General features: G+C 44.9%; 13 protein-coding genes, 2 pseudogenes and 1 riboswitch. Of the genes and pseudogenes, 2 read left to right on the forward strand and 13 right to left on the reverse strand.

Annotated elements, in window-relative coordinates; translation table 11 throughout:
- Window positions 1–47: 47 nt before the first annotated feature.
- From M1E03_RS00315 to M1E03_RS00340, 6 genes and pseudogenes are all read right to left on the reverse strand, one after another.
- Window positions 48–968, reverse strand: coding sequence for an iron-hydroxamate ABC transporter substrate-binding protein (locus tag M1E03_RS00315; RefSeq protein WP_035339310.1), 921 nt, complete (start codon window positions 966–968; stop codon window positions 48–50).
- A 557-nt stretch (window positions 969–1525) separates the two neighbouring features.
- Window positions 1526–1864 (reverse strand): annotated as a pseudogene (locus M1E03_RS00320) (FAD-dependent oxidoreductase); the annotation flags it as partial.
- Window positions 1865–1973: 109 nt separating this feature from the next.
- On the reverse strand, window positions 1974–3899 hold the full coding sequence (gene fbp, locus M1E03_RS00325; RefSeq protein WP_128822247.1) for a fructose-1,6-bisphosphatase: 1926 nt from the start codon (window positions 3897–3899) through the stop codon (window positions 1974–1976).
- A 509-nt stretch (window positions 3900–4408) separates the two neighbouring features.
- A pseudogene (locus M1E03_RS00330) lies at window positions 4409–4498 on the reverse strand (hypothetical protein); the annotation flags it as partial.
- Window positions 4499–4711: 213 nt separating this feature from the next.
- Window positions 4712–5176 (reverse strand): phage tail protein, encoded by a 465-nt coding sequence (locus M1E03_RS00335; RefSeq protein WP_458110602.1) that lies wholly within the window; start codon window positions 5174–5176, stop codon window positions 4712–4714.
- Window positions 5177–5197: 21 nt separating this feature from the next.
- Complete coding sequence (locus M1E03_RS00340; RefSeq protein ID WP_020453595.1) at window positions 5198–5683, reverse strand: GyrI-like domain-containing protein; 486 nt, start codon at window positions 5681–5683, stop codon at window positions 5198–5200.
- Window positions 5684–5792: 109 nt separating this feature from the next.
- On the opposite strand from M1E03_RS00340, the gene M1E03_RS00345 reads away from it, so the two are divergent.
- Window positions 5793–6755, forward strand: a complete 963-nt coding sequence (locus M1E03_RS00345; RefSeq protein WP_020453594.1) for a helix-turn-helix transcriptional regulator — start codon at window positions 5793–5795, stop codon at window positions 6753–6755.
- A gap of 237 nt (window positions 6756–6992) precedes the next feature.
- Window positions 6993–7072: riboswitch (glycine riboswitch) on the forward strand.
- 147 nt (window positions 7073–7219) lie between these two features.
- A complete protein-coding gene (locus tag M1E03_RS00350) occupies window positions 7220–8572 on the forward strand; it encodes an amino acid permease (protein WP_075212819.1) in 1353 nt (450 codons plus the stop codon).
- Window positions 8573–8870: 298 nt separating this feature from the next.
- Here the strand turns inward: M1E03_RS00350 and ahpF are convergent, their stop codons facing one another.
- From ahpF to M1E03_RS00385, 7 genes are all read right to left on the reverse strand, one after another.
- Window positions 8871–10400, reverse strand: coding sequence for an alkyl hydroperoxide reductase subunit F (gene ahpF / locus M1E03_RS00355; RefSeq protein ID WP_318602529.1), 1530 nt, complete (start codon window positions 10398–10400; stop codon window positions 8871–8873).
- Window positions 10401–10413: 13 nt separating this feature from the next.
- Window positions 10414–10977: an alkyl hydroperoxide reductase subunit C gene (ahpC, locus tag M1E03_RS00360; protein WP_020453590.1), complete on the reverse strand. Its 564-nt coding sequence runs from the start codon at window positions 10975–10977 to the stop codon at window positions 10414–10416.
- A gap of 267 nt (window positions 10978–11244) precedes the next feature.
- Window positions 11245–13848 (reverse strand): bifunctional acetaldehyde-CoA/alcohol dehydrogenase, encoded by a 2604-nt coding sequence (gene adhE / locus M1E03_RS00365; protein WP_026580397.1) that lies wholly within the window; start codon window positions 13846–13848, stop codon window positions 11245–11247.
- Between the two features lie 274 nt (window positions 13849–14122).
- On the reverse strand, window positions 14123–15526 hold the full coding sequence (gnd, locus tag M1E03_RS00370) for a decarboxylating NADP(+)-dependent phosphogluconate dehydrogenase (RefSeq protein ID WP_035338094.1): 1404 nt from the start codon (window positions 15524–15526) through the stop codon (window positions 14123–14125).
- Window positions 15527–15556: 30 nt separating this feature from the next.
- Window positions 15557–16903 carry a GntP family permease gene (locus M1E03_RS00375; RefSeq protein ID WP_065643474.1) on the reverse strand — a complete coding sequence of 449 codons (1347 nt, stop codon included), beginning with the start codon at window positions 16901–16903 and terminating at the stop codon, window positions 15557–15559.
- Window positions 16904–16924: 21 nt separating this feature from the next.
- A complete protein-coding gene (gene gntK, locus M1E03_RS00380) occupies window positions 16925–18466 on the reverse strand; it encodes a gluconokinase (protein WP_145623880.1) in 1542 nt (513 codons plus the stop codon).
- Window positions 18459–19190 (reverse strand): GntR family transcriptional regulator, encoded by a 732-nt coding sequence (locus M1E03_RS00385; protein ID WP_020453585.1) that lies wholly within the window; start codon window positions 19188–19190, stop codon window positions 18459–18461. Before M1E03_RS00385 ends, gntK begins: the two co-directional genes overlap by 8 nt.
- Window positions 19191–19338: the final 148 nt, after the last annotated feature.

The following is a 19338-nucleotide window of genomic DNA, read 5'->3' on the forward strand; positions in this document are numbered from 1 at the left end:
GCTGCCCTTTGGCCAACCCCTTTCAATAGACCTCTGCTTTTCTAGTCTTAGTTTCCTAGAAACGCTTTTTTAAAGAATGCTAGTTGTTTTTCAAGTGTGATTGGGTCAGTGAATGATGCGCCTTCACCTTGCATTTCAATGACATGTCCATTTTTGACAGCTGGAATGTTCTTGTATGTGTCTGTTTCTTGGAAAGATGTATTCGCATCAGAGTACTTACTTAAAATGACATAATCTCCCGCATATTTTGGAAGCACTTCAGCTGATAACGTATAATACCCTGCTTTTAATGCGTCTTTCTTTACTTTTTCAGGCATATTTAGTTTCATCGTTTGATATAAGATTTCTGTACCGCGCGCCCAGTTATTACCGTAAACATAAAGATCTTTCCCATATGCTTCAATAACAGATACAGTTGAATCCTTGCCGATTTTTGTGCGAATATCTTCTCCGATTTCTTCTGCCCGCTGTTTAAAGTCGTCAACCCATGCTCGGGCTTCTTTTTCTTTGTTTAGTAGCTTGCCAATTTCCACGTGCTGAGTTAAATAATCTACTTTACCCCATGTATAAGTAACAGTAGGAGCGATCTCATTTAATTTGTCTAAATTTTTAACCGTTGATAACGCGATGATTAAATCTGGCTCTAATTCAATAATTTTTTCTAGGTCATCTTCTGAAACTTCTTGAACATCTTTTAACTTTTCTTTAAAGGTTGGATTGTTTTTAGACCAAGTGTCTACACCGACAACGTTGACTCCTAAATCTAACACATTTCCGGTATACCCTGAAAGCATAACAACTCTTTGCGGATCGGCTGGAACTTCGATTGGTCCTGTTTCCGCTTGGTATGTAATCGTTTTAGATTCTTTTTTTGCTGAGCCGCTATCCTTTGTTGCTGACTCTTCATTGCTGCATGCACTAATCATAAGCGTCAGCAGTAGCATAAACGGGATTAATAGTTTCTTCATGCTCATTTTCACCTCTTTATAAATTGTAAGTAACACACTTCGGTTTATTTGTTCTCGGGCCAATTTGAAAGACTTCCCGCAGTACTCGCCTCTTCACAAGCCCAGCCTTCACGACTTCGCCGTCTTTAATGCAATGATATAATCCGAAAAAAACGAGCAGCTCGATGTAAATCATGTCCGTCTCCCGTACAAGAGCCATAGCAATTCAAACACATTGGCGCTGACCTCAGGATATGGTTGTTCCTTTTTATCTGGAATCGTTACACAGAGATTTTTTACAATTAAACGTCCTCCAGAGCCAGTATTTAATTCTTCAGTAAATAGCTGTATGAACCGCAGAATGAAAATAAATAAACGATAATGATTATCAATATCAACAATAAATATATATTTCATTTTTCAATATGTCAATACAGAAATTGTGTCCTTATCATAGTACCCTCATGAAAGTGAAACCTTTTAGAAAGAAAAAATTAATTATGATGAAAACAAGTTTAATAACTTATCATTGATAATCAATTACGAATGATGTTTGGAAGTGAACGGTGATGAGTCAACAGGCCGGGGGTGCTTGTTTGGCCGCGTTTATCGACTGCGATTTCGCCGATGCGGTTGCACTCGACTGATCCGTCTAACCACTCTGTGTTTGGCACGAGACCGATTTTGACGAAGACAGCTTGGAGTTCAACGTGTTGTTCTTCGCCTGTTTCACGATCCACGTAAGTGATGCCGTTTACGTTTAGGTCACCTGTAATTTCTTTCGTTTGTACATGTTTCACTACAGTCGCGTTTGACAGGCTGTAGAGGCGTTTTTGCAGGACTTCCTCCGCTTTCAGCTCCGGTGCGAACTCAAGAACAGTGACATGGTTGACGATGCCTGCGAGATCAATCGCCGCTTACTTTTCTATGAACGAGCAGAAAACCAGACCTTGTTAGCAATTTGCTGTACGAAGTGGAAAACCGTAAAAAAGAGCCCAGAGAATGATCCCTGAACTCCACATTTCCTCACTTCATATACCGATACTCCCGCAATCTCTCCAAAATAGCTACTTCCTTCAAGAGTTCCTCACCAACATTCGTTTCCTTTACTTTCTTCCGCTCAAGCTCTTTATCCACTAATCGCTTCACCGTTAAGACATCAGTTCCGGTGCTCAGCACTTCCGCCTTGGAATTAAAGTGTTTATGGGCGACGAGCTGCATGCCGTAGGAGTTGTATAACAGCGTGTAGCCGGCGATACCTGTTGTCGATTGGTAGGCTTTGGAGAAGCCGCCGTCGATGACGATCATTTTTCCGTTTGCTTTGATCGGATCTTCTCCTTCGATTTCTTTTACCGGTGTATGGCCGTTGATGATATGGCCATGATCCGGGTTGAGGCCGAATTCTTTCAGGATGTTTCGGCAGGTTGCCTCGTCTTCACGCAAATAGTAATACGGGTTTTTCTTCTCTTTATGTGTTTCCTTCTCTTTAATGAAATACCGCTCAAAGGTCGTCATAGCGCGTTTTCCAAAAAGGGAGGAGTGCTCGCCTGTCCATAAATACCAGACCATATCTGTCGCCAGATCATCGGTTTCTTCCGGGTGGGCAAACGCTTCCCGCAAGAATCGTTCAAATACATCAAGCAGCTCACGGCCCGCATACGGTTTATCCTCAATCATCATCGTTTCCATATTGCCGTTTTCATCAACTGGAATACAGCCGTGAATCAACAGGTTGCCGTTATATTTTAAATAAAGGCTGCCTTTTTTCATCATAAAATTCATATGGCGGCCCAGCTTTTCGGAATGCTGGACAGAGAATAGCAGCTTGTCTATGACTTCTGCTTCTTCTTCTAATAGCTGATCTGGCTGCTCCGGATTCACTGTCGCAAAGCAGGTGTTTTCCAGCTGATATGTTTTTCCGTGCAGCGTGATTTCGTTTTTGTCGTAATCTATTTTCTCTAATAACAGCCGCTCTTCCATATTAAAGTTCGGCCGTCTCTTGATAATCGGGCTTTCAAGCTTGAATTGGATCATCGCAATCGCTTGATGAATTTTTGTGATTTGCTTAATCTCATCTTCCGGTCTGTTTTCGTCTGCTTTCGGACGGAAAGATGGGTTATCATCGTAATATTTTTCGGCAAGGTTCAAGAGCGGTCTCAGATTGATGCCGTACACGTCTTCAATAATATCCAAGTTGTCATAGCGGGCACAGATGCGGATAATATTTGCCAGGCATACTTTAGAGCCTGAATAAGCGCCTATCCAAAGGACATCGTGATTTCCCCACTGAATATCGACTGAATGATAGTTGATTAGTTCTTCCATAATCTGATCCGGCTGCGGTCCGCGGTCGTAAATATCGCCGACAACATGCAGATGGTCGACAACCAATCGCTGCGTGCTATATGCAAGACCGGTGATCAGCTTATCAGCTTGGCCAAGCGCAATGATCTGATCTACGATTTTGGAGTAATACTGTTCTTTGTTGGCAGCTTCTTCTGTTTTATACAGCAGCTCCTCCGTAATATAAGCAAACTGAGAGGGCAGTGCTTTGCGTAATTTGGAGCGGGTATACTTGGAAGAGCAATAAGATACAAGCTTAATCATTCGATTAATCGTTTCTTTATACCAATCGTTTAACAATGCTTTCGTATCGTAATTATGTTTTATTAACTTCAGTTTGTCTTCCGGATAATACACTAATGCTGCTAATTCATCAATTTCTCTATCATAAATGACACCGCTGAAAATATCGCGTATCTTCTCTTTTACTCTTCCTGAACCATTCCGCAGCACGTGCTGGAATGCCTGGTATTCCCCGTGCAAATCACTGACAAAATGCTCGGTGCCTTTCGGCAGGTTCAGTATCGCTTTCAAATTAATGATTTCCGTTACCACTTTTGCTTCACAATCGTATTTTTGTGCGAGTAAATCTAAATATTTGGTTTCCAAAATCGTCCATCCCCTTTTTAGAATAGGAGCTGTCCCCCTATGTACGAGCATTTGCATGATAAGGTGATTTTAAAAGTATGACATTATTTTTAAATAATTGACCTTTATATGATAGTACCGCATAACTCCTTTTTGAGACAATCAAAACGAGGGAAAGAGGCGCTGAGATGAGCGGAGAGAAAGCTTGAGAAGGCTTCTTTAACATTAATCGGACACCGCATTTCAGCTTAGGAAGTAACCCGGCTTTGGCTTGGTCATTTTTCTATCGCAGGATTGTCTCGTTTTCAGAAATGAGAGGAATGAAAACTCAATACGTAGCAGGCCATGATTACTGTGGGTCGTACTTATAGCAGGGGAAGCTTCTGAAGAGACCGCGGAAGGGTTTTATAATCTTAAGCAGTATTTGTCGTGCTGATGATTGTCAGCGGCACAAATATGATTTGTTATTCTTATGACCACGAGATTGGAGGACATCCGGTCTCTTTGTTATGGGGCTTTTTATCATCGCCAAGAACTTGACCACCGAAGCGTTCAGCGGCAATCCCTGTGCGGATGCCTTTACAGGCAGGGTGGATAGCTGCATTTGCACCAGCCGTACCAGTAGTCGTCAATAAGGTTTACGGTAAAAAAATAACAGCACCTTCAAATTTGATGGAGAGGTGCTGTTTTGTTATTTGAATGCATGAATGGTTGTTGTTTTTGCTTTGTGCTGAATTTGCTTTTTTGCTCAACCAAGTTTTTCTTATCCGAATAAAGAAAAAGAATGATCAAATACGAAAAATGACTGAATTCCGGCACTTACGCTTTTTACTTTAATATTCTCCTTTAATGACAAAGTAGGAGCCCCTAATGGTTCCAGCTAATTTAGACTTCTGCCTAGCGAACTTAAACTTCCCTTCTAACTCCTTTGGTACCTCCATCCCCTCAGAAAGCTTAAACCCAACGGCCCGCTTTTTAGGATCATCAATCGTATACATGACGTTGACTGCAAGACTATCCTCATAAAAAACATAGGCAATTTTGATATTTTCCACTTGAAAACGCGACGTTTCTAAAGGTTTGGCCGCAAACTCAATATCACGTTCTTCTTTCAAAATTCGGTTCACATAATCAAGGGTCTCGCAGGACTCGCTGGCTGGTACAACCGTAAATTCATGCTTGTATTTGTTCATAAAGTAACGGGCTTCATTAGCACGTAAACCAGCAAGTGCTTCTGCTGCAGGTGAAGCTTCTAATCCAACCGTAGAGACATTTTTAAAATCAACGATATAGGACAATTCCAGCGCTCCTTTATCTTTTTATTTCTTAACAACAGGAATCCACATTTCACCGAATACTAAGCCGTTTCGCTGCCCCATCTCAACCGTTGCATTCGGCCCGCCAACATAGGCAAAATTCTTTGCTTCCGGCAAGACTTGACCGAAGGCAATGCCAGTAAGCTTATTACTCAACTCATCAGCCGTCTTCCCTTCCCCTTTAACAACCAGGTATTCCCCCTTAGGAAATTGGATAACTCTGGTTTCTCCTGCCACCGACGCCTCTGCCTCTGTCATCACGCCAGCATAATGCATCATCTTGTTGTTTACCGCTTCGTTCACGGCAAAAATATAGTCATTTGTAGCTATGGCTTTTAAAGTGTCAAGCCTTCCATCTTGTTTGACGGCCGCCCAAAAGTCTGCCTTTTCCTTATTTATGCCAGCAGAATCTGTGTAATCGCTCTCAAGCTCCGTTCCAATACCAAAAACGGTAAAGCTGTCTTTTTCCTCCAGCGTGTAATTTTTCATATTCAAAACCTTCCTTTTTTTTAAATAATCAAATGATTTGTCTTTTCACTTGATGCGTTTATAATAACCTTAAATCATGTCAAAAAATGATACTGTTTAGGAGGCCCCGATGAAAAAAGTTGAACGGATTAATATCATCATGCGGTATATCAACAACCGCGCCCACTTTACAATTTCTGAAATCATGCAGGAATTTCACATCTCTCGTTCGACAGCTATCAGGGATATCAGGGAAATTGAAGCTATGGGGATGCCGCTTGTTGCTGAAGTTGGAAGGAGCGGGGGTTATTTTGTCATGAACCACTCTGTCCTGCCTGCTGTTCGCTTTACCGATCATGAGATTAAAGCTCTTTTTATCGCTTTTATGGCTACAAGAAATCAACAACTCCCTTATCTAAAGAGCCGTCAGTCTTTAGCTGAAAAATTACTGGGCCTTATCTCAGAAAACCAGCAAGAGGCCCTGGTTTTTTTAAATCGAATCTTGCTTTTTGAAGGGACAAACCCCAATAATCCCGACCTGCTTGAGCTTTCAGATCTCCCCCATCCCATGTTAGAAAAACTCATCCAGCTCCTTCTTTTGGATAGCTATTTATTGATTACCATCAAAGAAGAGAAGGTAATAAAGACTTATCCCATTTATCTTCTGCACCTTTATCATGAAAAAGGCCTTTGGCTGATTGAAGGCTTTGACTTAAAGGATGAAAGGAGGAGGATTTTCCCTGTGGACAATCTTACCAATGTCAAACCATACGCTGTGAAAAAAAGAATAAGTAAGAAAAAGATTTTAGAGAAACTAGGTAAGCAGGAAGAAGTAATCAACCTTGTCCTTGAACTTGGTCCACAGGCGATTGCCCAATTCAAAAAATATCATCCTTTAAAAATTTCAATTTCCTATACGAATCCTTATCAAACCGCAGCCATTCTAAAGACTTTTATCAATGTGAATCATCCCGAAGAATTGTCCGAAATAACAAATTGGCTGCTTTTCCTAGGTGAAGATATCAAGGTCAGGGAAGTACCAGAAGAAGTATTAGAAGGTTTACAAGAGAGATTATGCTTATTCTGCCCATGAGCAGTGCCAGTTAAACCCCAATTTTCGAAAGGATTCCGTAATAGAAGCTGATTTATAAACCAGGTGAAAATATTGTCGCTAGTATAGGTGAGTTTAAGAATACTAGCGTTAACTATAAATAGGACCATTGACAAATCACTCAACCTCTATTAAAATTAAAAGTTATCCGATAGTAATTATCTCTATCGAAAAACTCAATACATGCAAGCTATGATTGCTGTGGGTCGCACTACAGCAGGAGCAGCTTCTGGAGAGACCGCGGAATTCTGCGGCGCCGAAGGGTTCACAATCTCAGGCAAAAGGACAGAAGAGTACCGAATATGTATTTGTCGTGCTGATGATTGTCAGCGGCACAAATATATTTTGATATTCTTATGACCGCGAGATTGGAGGACATCCAATCTCTTTTTTTATGGGCTTTTTTACTGCTCGTCGTTCACTAGAGAGGTAAGGAGGAGTTTGATGTGGAACAGCGGGAATTAAAGAGGGACTTATCCAATCGGCACGTACAGCTTATCGCTATTGGCGGGACGATTGGCACCGGGTTGTTTTTAGGCTCCGGTAAGGCGATTCAATTGGCGGGTCCTTCTATCATCTTTGCGTATTTCATTGTAGGTATTGCGCTTTTTTTCGTGATGCGGGCGCTGGGAGAATTGCTGTTATCTAAAGCGGGTTATCAATCGTTAACCGATATTGCCGAGGAGTATCTGGGGCCGCGTGCGGCGTTTGTCACCGGGTGGACCTATTGGTTTTGCTGGATTATGACGGCTATGGCGGATGTGATTGCCGTCGGTGTCTATGTGAAATATTGGTTTGATATTCCGCAGTGGGTCCCTGCACTTATCTGTTTACTCATTTTATTAGGGCTCAATCTGTTGACTGTCAAGCTTTTTGGAGAATTGGAATTTTGGTTCGCTTTAATAAAGGTGATCACGATTCTTGCGTTAATTGTCATCGGTGTTATTTTGCTGGTGATCGGGTTTAAGACGCATACAGGAACGGTTTCGGTTACCAACCTTTGGGCGCATGGCGGTTTGTTTCCAAACGGATTTTCAGGCTTTTTGCTTTCTTTCCAAATGGTGATCTTTGCATATGTCGGTGTGGAATTAGTAGGTGTATCGGCGGCGGAAACGTCGAACCCGAAAAAAAATATTCCATCGGCTATTAATAAAATTCCTTTACGGATTTTATTTTTCTACGTCGGCGCGCTTATCGTCTTATTATGTATTAACCCTTGGATGGAACTGAATGCAGCGGAAAGTCCTTTTGTGAAAACCTTCAGCTTAGTCGGCATCCCGCTTGCCGCGGGAATCATTAATTTTGTTGTATTAACGTCAGCCGCGTCTGCTTGTAACAGCGGGATGTTTTCAACAAGCCGGATTCTGTACAATTTAAGTAAAATGAAACAGGGCCCGGCCAATTTTGCGAAGCTGAATAAAAACCATGTGCCGAGTCACGCGTTATGGGTATCAACCATTGTCCTGTCAGCAGGAGCGCTATTAAGCAAACTGATACCGGAACAAGCCTTTGGGATCGTGACAACCATCAGCGCGATTTGTTTCATATGGGTGTGGGGTGTGATTCTTGTCAGCCATATTAGATACAGGAAAACCCGTCCGCACTTACACGCAGCATCAACATTCAAAGCGCCATTCGCGCCGTTTATCAATTATGTTGTCCTGGCGATGTTTGCGGTCATTCTCATGATTATGCTGTATGCGGATGCGACTCGCCCGGCCTTGCTGCTGACTCCTCTATGGTTTATTGTATTGTTTATTTTATTTTGGATGAAAAAAAACAGGACAAAAAGAACATGATGAGTCAAATTAAATCTCTTGAAAAAGACGGTGTACTGCATGCAGTATGCCGTCTTTATTTTTGATTAACCGTTTCCTTTTATAGGTTTATATTTAATGTAGACATGAGAACGAGAGGAATGGAGTCATGGAATACAATTCATACATGAATGGACAATCGCAATATCCCGCTTGGTCCTATCCGTACAATTTGATCATATGGAAAGCGTTTGTCGGCCATGATGTGAAGTCCCATTTATATGGGTTATAACATAAAAAAGCGCCATACTGCCGTTTAAGCAGCATAGCGCCTTTCGTGTTAGTTCCGGATCAAATAATCAAACGCCCCTAATGCGGCATTTGCCCCCGATCCCATTGAAATAATGATTTGGTTATATGGTCCGTCTGTGCAGTCGCCGGCAGCGAATAGGCCAGGGATGGTTGTTTCGCCGCGTTTGTCGACTGCGATTTCGCCGATGCGGTTGCGTTCGACGGTTTTAGGGAGCCATTCCGTGTTCGGCACAAGACCGATTTGGACGAAGACGCCTTGGAGCTCGACGTGTTTTTCTTCTCCTGTTTCACGGTCAACGTAAGTGATGCCGTTTACGTTTTCATCACCCGTGATTTCTTTTGTTTGGGCGTTTTTCACGACAGTCACGTTAGGGAGACTGTAGAGACGTTTTTGCAGAACTTCGTCTGCTTTCAGCTCCGGTGCGAACTCAAGAACAGTCACGTGGTTGACGATACCTGCAAGGTCAATCGCTGCTTCGATACCGGAGTTCCCGCCGCCGATGACGGCGACGTCTTTGCCTTCAAACAACGGTCCGTCACAGTGAGGGCAGTATGCGACACCTTTGTTTTTGAACTCTTGTTCGCCAGGTACGCCGATATTGCGCCAGCGTGCGCCAGTTGACAGAATGACGGTTTTGCTTTTCAGAACAGCGCCGTTTTCGAGTTCAAGATGGAAAAGATCTTTTTTCTCGAGACCTTTTGCGCGTTGCAGGTTCATGACGTCGATCTCGTAATCCTTCACGTGTTCTTCAAGGCTTGCCGCAAGCTTCGGCCCTTCGGTGCGCTTCACGCTGATGAAGTTCTCGATGCTCATCGTGTCAAGGACTTGGCCGCCGAAGCGTTCGGCAACGATTCCTGTGCGGATGCCTTTGCGCGCCGCATAGATTGCTGCGCTTGCACCGGCAGGTCCGCCTCCGACAACGAGTACATCGAACGGATCTTTATCAGAAAGCTCAGATGCATCTGTGCCGCTGCCCATTTTCGCAAGAATTTCTTCAAGCGTCATTCGGCCGCTTCCAAAGGATTCGCCGTTCAAGTATACGGTCGGCACAGCCATAATGTTTTTGCTTTCGACTTCTGACTTGTATGCCGCACCATCGATCATCGTGTGCGTGATGTTCGGGTTGAGCACGCTCATCATGTTCAATGCCTGCACAACGTCCGGGCAGTTGTGGCATGTGAGGCTGATATAAGATTCGAAGCGGTATTCGCCGCTGATGTTCTTGATTTGATCGATGATTTTTTGATCGACTTTCGGCGGTCGGCCGCTTACTTGCAAGAGTGCCAGCACCAAAGATGTGAATTCGTGACCGAGCGGAACTCCGGCGAATGTGACGCCTGTTTCTTCTCCGGCACGATTGACGCTGAAGCTTGGCGTTCTGTCGAGCTGCGCCTTTTCAACAGTGATTTTTGATGACATGGAAGCCAGCTCTTCTACAAGAGCCAGCATATCCTTAGAGACACTGTCATCGCCTGTACTGACTTTAAGGACGATGTCATTTTCAATCATCTGCATGTATTGGTTTAATTGTGCTTTGATATTTGCTTCAAGTACCAATTGAATGCACTCCTTAGATTTTGCCTACTAGGTCAAGGCTTGGTGTCAGTGTTTCAGAACCTTCTTCCCATTTAGCCGGGCAAACTTCGCCTGGGTTTTGGCGGACGTATTGAGCCGCTTTTACTTTGTTGATCAGGGTGCTTGCATCACGGCCGATACCGCCTGCGTTAATTTCAACAGCTTGGATCACACCGTCCGGATCGATGATGAATGTTCCGCGGTCAGCAAGACCTTCTTCTTCGTTCAGCACTTCAAAGTTGCGGGAGATCGTTTGAGACGGGTCGCCGATCATCGCGTAAGTGATTTTGCCGATTTTCTCAGAGCTATCATGCCATCCTTTATGTACGAAGTGAGTGTCTGTAGAAACAGAGTATACTTCGACACCAAGTTCTTTTAGGGCAGCATATTCGTTTTGAAGGTCTTCAAGCTCAGTCGGGCAAACAAATGAGAAATCTGCTGGATAGAAGCAGAAAATGCTCCATTGGCCTTTTAGATCTTCGTGTGTAACATCGATAAACTCACCGTTTTTGTAAGCTTTCGCTGCGAATGGTTGTACTTCTTTTCCGATTAGAGACATAATATCGTCCTCCTGAATGTAGTTTAAGAGAAATAAAAATTGTAAACTTTATTTCTCTGTAATTATTATAATTATATACAAATTATCAAGTAATAAATATTTTTTGTCAAGGGGAAAGCCCGTTAATTTTTTGTTAAGTATTTCAGCTAAAGAAAAGAGTTGGAGTTTCGTAACTTTCATATAGTATGATTGGCACAAATGGTAGAGTAGTGAGAATGAAGAGTCCTAATTGAAAACGAAAAGCCGTCGGAATGACGGCTTCTTTGGCTAAACTCCTTTATATGCGGAACGGTAAATCTCAGCAAGCTCCGAAACGAGCGGCAGCTTCGGATTGGCTGTCGTACACTGATCTTCAAAGGCGCGTTCGGCCATGAGATCCACTTTGCTTTCGAATGCGGCAGCATCCACGCCGTTTTGTTTAATGCTCATCGGAATTTTAAGCTCTTTGGCGAGCGAGATAATCTCCTGGATCAGGCTTTCAACGCCTTCTGCAGTTGTTTTTGCAGGCAGGCCGAGCGTTCTGGCAATCTCCGCGTAGCGCTGATCGGCTATGAAGTGGCTGTATTTAGGAAATGCCGTGAACTTTTTCGGCTTTTCTGCATTATAGCGGATCACGTGCGGCAGAAGGATGGCGTTTGCCCGTCCATGAGCGATGTGAAACTCCGCGCCAAGCTTATGGGCTAAGCTGTGGTTGATGCCAAGGAAGGCATTGGAAAACGCCATTCCGGCAATCGTTGATGCATTATGCACTTTTTCGCGGGCCAGCTCGTCGCTGCCGTTTTTGTATGCTCTAGGCAGGTATTCGAAGATCAGCTGGATGGCCTTCATGGCCAAGCCGTCTGTATAGTCGTTAGCCATGCACGATACGTATGATTCAATTGCGTGTGTTAATACGTCCATTCCTGTGTCAGCCGTAATATGTTTCGGCACGGTCATGACAAATTGCGGGTCAATGATCGCGACGTCCGGCGTTAATTCATAGTCGGCCAGCGGATACTTCGTATTCGTTTCTTTGTCTGTAATGACAGAGAATGACGTGACTTCAGAGCCTGTGCCTGATGTCGTCGGGATCGCGACGAATTTTGCTTTTTCGCCCAGTTTCGGGTATTTGACAATGCGCTTGCGGATGTCCAGGAATTTTTGCTTTAATCCAAAGAATTCAGCATCCGGGTGCTCATAGAACAACCACATTCCTTTTGCGGCATCCATTGCAGAACCTCCGCCGAGGGCGATGATGACATCCGGCTGGAATTTGGCCATCATGTCGACGCCGTTCATCACCGTTTCGATTGAAGGATCAGGCTCGACATCAGAAAAAATTTCACAATGAACGTAATCCGGGCGCCTTCTTAAGTAGTGTAGGACGCGGTCTACATATCCGAGTTTCACCATCCCCGGATCAGTCACAATCAACGCTTTTGAGATGTCAGGCATTTTCGCTAAATATTGGGTTGCGTGTTTTTCAAAATAGATTTTTGGAGGAACTTTAAACCACTGCATATTGACATTCCTTTTCGCCACTTTTTTCGTGTTGATTAAATGAACAGCTCCAACGTTTGACGAGACGGAGTTTCCGCCATATGTGCCGCATCCGAGTGTTAAAGAAGGCATATAGGCGTTGTAAATGTCGCCGATCGCCCCTTGTGACGACGGTGCATTGACGATGATCCGCCCGGCTTTCATCCGTAATCCGAATTCTTTAACGGCTTCTTGATCGTTCGTATGAATTACCGCCGAGTGGCCGGTTCCACCGAACGCGAGCATGTCTTCGGCGCGTTTTAATCCCTCTTGAATTCCGCTGACTTTGTAGCACGCTAAAACAGGGCTCAGTTTTTCCCTGGAAAGCGGGTAATCCGGACCTACGCCTTCTAATTCGGCGATGAGGATTTTTGTATCTTGAGGCACTTTGACACCGGCCATTTCAGCGATTTTGAATGCCGGCATGCCGACGATATCAGCGTTTACCGCGCAAGTATTTTCATTGATGACCAATTTCTCGACCTTTGATTTTTCGGTTTCATTTAAGAAATAGCAGTTGTTTCTTGTCATTTCGACTTTGACGTCTGAGTAGATGTCTTTGTCTATGATGACGGCCTGCTCTGATGCGCAAATCATGCCGTTGTCAAATGTTTTGGATAAGATCAGATCATTGACGGCTTGCTTCAGGTTGGCAGACTTCTCGATGTAGCACGGAACGTTTCCAGGTCCGACACCAAGGGCCGGTTTTCCGGAGCTGTACGCTGATTTCACCATGCCGGCGCCCCCTGTTGCGAGGATCAGGGAAACGTTCGGGTGGGTCATTAAGGCTTGAGTTGCATTCAGCGAAGGCGTTTCAATCCATTGGATACAGTTGTCTGGTGCTCCTGCTTTGACGGCTGCGTTCCGAAGGATTCTCGCCGCTTCGCGGCTGCATTTTTGGGCCGATGGATGGAAAGCAAACACGATAGGGTTTCTTGTTTTGATCGCTATCAGGGACTTGAACATTGTAGTGGAAGTAGGGTTGGTCACCGGCGTCACCCCGGCGATGACACCGACAGGCTCCGCGATTTCAATGACTCCGTCGTGTTCGTTTTCATTGATGATGCCCACTGTTTTATCGTATTTGATATGATGGTAGACATACTCTGTGGCAAACATGTTTTTAATGATTTTATCTTCATAAACGCCGCGCTTCGTTTCTTCGACGGCAAGTTTGGCGAGAGGCATGTGCTGATCAAGGCCGGCAAGCGCCATCTGTTTGACGATCTCATCAATCTGCTCCTGATCAAAGCTGCGGAATTCTTCCAATGCCTTTAGGCCTTTTTCGACTAGCTGATCAACCATGGTTGAGGCATTTTGCTTTTGTTTCATTTCCTTTTCTTCGATTGCCATTGTAAACCCTCCAGTGAATGAATAGGAATTTGATTACAACAGGATGTTCAGGGATGAATGATGCGGACATTGTTTGTGAAACATTTCACAAGTGGAGTTAAAAAATTTTATCCCTGAAGCGAATATCTGGTTTATTTTGGTATCAGTCCTCCTTTTCTGTGGCTGAATTTATCATATCACGAATTTGAAGTATGAGTTTGTGAAATGTTGAACAAAGTATGAAATTCATTCTTGAGTAAAATAAGAATGCACCCCGAGGTCTGGGGTGCAGCTTTTAATACCAGTCCGTATGAAACACGCCTTCCATATCCGTCCGCTCATACGTGTGAGCGCCGAAATAATCGCGCTGCGCCTGCAGCAGGTTTGCGTTTGAGCGGCCCGTCCGGTAGCCGTCGTAATAGGAGAGGGCGGTGCTCAGGCACGGGAATGAGATGCCTGAGCTGATGCCTTCGCAGACGACCTTTCGCAAGCCGGACTGGTATTCTTTTAGTTTTTCAGCGAAGTCAGGTGCGACCAGCAGGTTGGACAGGTCCGGCTGTTTGTCGAAAGCTTCGCTGATGAGATTTAAAAATTGTGCGCGGATGATGCAGCCGCCGCGGAAGATGAGGGCGATGTCCTTTAACGGCAGGTTCCATCCGTTCAGGTCAGACGTCATTTTATATTGAGCGAAGCCTTGGGCATAGGCGCAGACTTTCCCCATGTATAACGCCTGTCTGACGCGGTCGATCCACACGTTCTGATCCAGGGGCCGTTCTTCTGTTTCAGGGCCGGCCAATACGTTTTCGGCAGCTGTCCGTTCGTCTTTTAATGATGACAGGTAACGGGCAAACAGGGATTCCGTGATAATCGATGATGGAATGCCGTTGTCGATGGCCTGCAGGCTCGTCCATTTGCCCGTGCCTTTTTGGCCGGTTTTGTCGAGGATGACGTCGATGAGCGGAGCGCCCGTTCGCTCATCCTTTTTCCTCAGGATCTCTGCCGTGATTTCGATTAAATAGCTTTTCAGCTCTCCTTGATTCCACGTGTCGAAAATGTCAGCGATTTCATCTATCGGCAAAAGAAGCTTTTCTCTTAAAAATGTATACGCTTCAGCGATAAGCTGCATGTCTGCGTATTCGATGCCGTTGTGCACCATTTTGACAAAATGCCCCGCGCCTTTTGGACCGATGTAGACACAGCATGGATATCCTTCTACTTGGGCGGCGATTTTTGTGAGAATCGGAGCTGCTTTTTCGTAGACGTCCCGATCTCCGCCGGGCATAATGGATGGGCCTTTTAAAGCGCCGACTTCGCCGCCGGAAATGCCGATTCCCAAGTAGCCGATACCTTTCGCTTTCAAACTGTCATATCTTCGTTCCGTATCTTCGTAGTGGGAGTTGCCGCCGTCCATGATGACATCCCCTTCTTCAAGCAGAGGAACGAGCGAGTCGATAACAGAATCAACCGGTTTGCCTGCTGTGACCATAAGAAAGATTTTTCTCGGTTTTTCTAAAGACTGTACGAAATCTTCAAGTTCATAGTACGGCTTGACTGTTTGGCCTCCCGTTTTTTGGACGAGTTGATCGGTTAAATCCCTTGTGTAGTTATAGACGGCGACTTGTTCGCCTTTGCTTGCCATGTTCAGGGCGATATTGCTCCCCATGACTCCCAAACCTATGACACCGATTGTATTGCGCATGTAATACCTGCTCCTTCATTTAAGACTTTTTTATACAAATAGGCTTAACAATAAAGTAAATCCTAATCCGGCCACCGCGATAATGGTTTCAAGCAGTGTCCAGGTGGCAAATGTTTCTTTCATGCTTAGTCCGAAATACTCTTTGAACATCCAGAAGCCTGCGTCATTGACATGGGAAGCGATTACACTTCCGGCCCCTGTTGCAAGCACAACCAGCGCAAGATTGACATCGCTTTGTCCGAGCATCGGAAGAACGAGTCCGGTTGTGCTTAATGCAGCAACTGTCGCGGATCCTAAGGAGATGCGCAGAATTGCGGCGATGACCCAGGCGAGCAAGATCGGCGACATGGCTGTTCCTTTGAATAATTCAGCTACATAGTCGCCTACTCCGCCATTGATCAAGACTTGTTTGAAGGCGCCGCCGCCCCCGATGATCAAGAGCATCATTCCGATTTGTGTAATGGCGGTTGAACAGGAATCCATCACTTGTTTGATCGGGATCTTTCTGGCCATCCCCATCGTATAGATCGCGACCAACAGGGAGATGACCATCGAAGTCGAGGCATTCCCGATTAAGCGAACCGCTGCCAGCAGGCTGTTGTCTGCAAGGCCCATCGTTTCTTGAATAAGCGTAATAACAGTCGAAATAGACATGATAATGACCGGAAGCATAGCTGTGAAGACGCTGATGCCGAAGCCGGGCGTTTCTTCAAGCTTGAACGTTTTCTGCTCACCGAGTGAAGCGATGCTGCCCATTTTCTCAAATGATTGCGGGACGATTTTTTTCGCCAGTTTCGTAAATAAAGGTCCGGCCAAAAGAACGGTTGGAATTGCAACAATGATACCGTAGAGCAGCACTTCCCCGATATTGGCGCCGAGCTCTCCCGCGATAGCCGTCGGTCCCGGATGCGGGGGCAGGAAGCCGTGTGTGACGGATAAGGCCGCCGTCATTGGAATTCCAAGGTATAAAATAGATATCTTCAATTCTCTTGAAATGGCGAATACAATTGGAATCAATAATACCAATCCGACTTCGAAGAATAATGCAACCCCGATGATAAAGGAGGCGATGACGACCGCCCATTGGATGTTTTTCTCTCCGAATTTGTTGACGAGGGTCATCGCAATGCGCTGAGCGCCCCCTGAATCCGCGATCAGCCTGCCCAGCATGGCGCCGAGCCCGAAGATCAATGCGATATGGCCGAGCGTTCCGCCAAGGCCTTCTTCAATCGTTTTGACGATGTCGTCAAGCGGCATTCCAAGCGCCAATGCAACCCCGAACGATACGATAATCAAGGAAACAAACGTATTCAGTTTTAACCCCATAATCAAAAGCAATAATGCGACAATCCCGATTGCTACGATCAGTAATGGCATGATAACGCCTCCAATTCTCCCCTATTTTTTGCTGGATAAGCTTCTTTGATAATTTGCAATTTGTGTATATTCGTTTTCAAGTGCTCGAGATAAGTTGATAAAAAGCGGCATTAATTTTCTGTATTCTTTGGCCGATTCTTCTTTCGGCGCGTGTCTGTGCGTGCTTCCGATCATGTCGGAGACGACATCGAATGAATCGATTTTCCCTGTCGCGTACAGCCCCAAAATGCAGGCTCCGAGACAAGAGCTTTCATAGCTTTCCGGCACGACGACTTCCGATTCGAAAATATCGGCCATCATTTGCCGCCATACGTCAGACCTTGCGAAACCTCCGGTCGCCTGAATTCGGGCAACTGGACCGTCCATGCATTCTGTCAACGCCAGGAAGACGGTGTACAGATTGTAAATAACCCCTTCCAATGCCGCGCGAATCATGTGTTCTTTTTTATGCGACATGGTGAGGCCGAAGAATGAACCGCGCACATCCGGATTCCAGAGCGGCGCCCGTTCGCCTGCGAGGTATGGATGGAACAGCAGTCCGTCGGCACCCGGTCTGACGCGTTCGGCAATTTTGGTCAAGACATCGTACGGATCAATGCCGAGACGTTTTGCCGTTTCGATTTCTGATGATGCAAATTCATCTCTGATCCAGCGAAGGACGATCCCGCCGTTGTTGACTGGCCCGCCGATGACCCAATGATTCTCAGTTAAGGCATAGCAAAAGATTCTGCCTTTTTCATCGGTTTGCGGTTTATCGATAATCGTGCGAATCGCACCGCTTGTCCCAATAGTGACGGCGATTTCGCCTTTTTTAATCGCGTTGACGCCGAGGTTGGAAAGCACGCCGTCGCTGGCACCGATGACAAATGGCGTTTGCGGATCAATTCCCATCATCGCCGACAGTTCCGGATTGCAGTGATGGAAAATGGCTGTTGTCGGAACGAGCTTTGATAGGTGGTCAGGTGTGATGCCTGCAATGGCCAGTGCTTCTTCATCCCAGGCCAATGTTTTGAGATTCATCATTCCCATCGCCGAAGCTAAGGAGTAATCGACGACATATTGATCAAATAACTTTTTAAAAATATATTCTTTGATTCCGATATATTTTTTTGCTTTGACAGCGATTTCAGGATGCTCGTTTACAATCCATGTGATTTTGCTTAGCGGCGCCATCGGATGAATCGGCGTTCCCGTCCGTTTATAGACATTGTGCCCGTTCATTTCTTCTTTGATTTTATGAGCCCAGCCTTCGCTTCTGTTGTCTGCCCAAGTGATGCAGGAGGTGAGCGGCTTGTCGTTTTCGTCCATCGCAATCACGCTGTGCATCGCGCTGCTGAATGAAATGAATGACGGCTGTTTGTCAGGATGCTGCTGCATGATTTTCGCCGTTGACTGGATGACGGCCTGAAAAATCTCATCCGGGTTTTGCTCAGCGGTCGAGATGTCCGGTGTGTAAAGCGCGTAGCCGATGCTTTCCTTTTGGATCACGTCCCCTTTTTCACTGAATAAAACCGCTTTCGTGCTTGTCGTACCGATATCTATGCCTAACATATAACTAGTCATTTTCTTGTTCGGCCCCTTTCGCCAGCATTTGTTGCGACAGCCACAGATCTTCAACTTTACCTTGCACGTCATCGAAATTTTGATGGAGGGATTTAAGCATCAGATCCCTGTCTTTCGTTTTGATCGCTTTGATATAAAGTTCATGGTTATCGAGAATTCGTTCAAAGTCTTCGTATTTTTCTTTTAAGCGGGCCCGCATGGATAAAAGAATAAAGCTTTCCATCACAGGTTTGAGATTGTTCCATATCATCAAAATGTAAGAATGATTGATGGAGCGGACAATCGTTTCGTGAAATAAGACGTCTTGAAATGAGAACTCGTCGGCATCTTTGTATTTGATGGAGACTTTCATCATCTCCAATATTTTGCTGAGGTCTGTTACCAGTTCGTCGACATTGGCCCGTCCAAGCCGTTCGAATACGAATGTTTCCATCACCAGACGCACATCATAAATTTCTCCAATTTCTTTTTCGGTTAAACCGATGACAACGGCGCCCATCCGTTCCAAACGGATGATTTTTTCCGATGCCAGTATTTTTAAAGCCTCGCGGATGGGAGACCGGCTCACCGAGAATTCCGCAGCCAATTTATTTTCAGATAAAATGGTACCGCTTTCAATCAAGCCGGAAATAATGCGCATTCTCAGCTCGCATGCGACGCGAACACCTGTTGAAGCTCTTGAAAGCCACTTCTCCGGATATAAAAGATTTTTAGATTGGCTCATACACTCACCTTCCTAGTTATACGAGTATACTTGTATACAAGTATGATAACGCGATTATTTTGATTATGCAAACACTTTCATTTCAAATTTTCCGAAAAATTTTTTCCATTTATAAAACGATTTGTTTTGCCAATGCGCTCGAAATACT

The organism is Bacillus sp. PK6-013 (genome assembly GCF_054161445.1).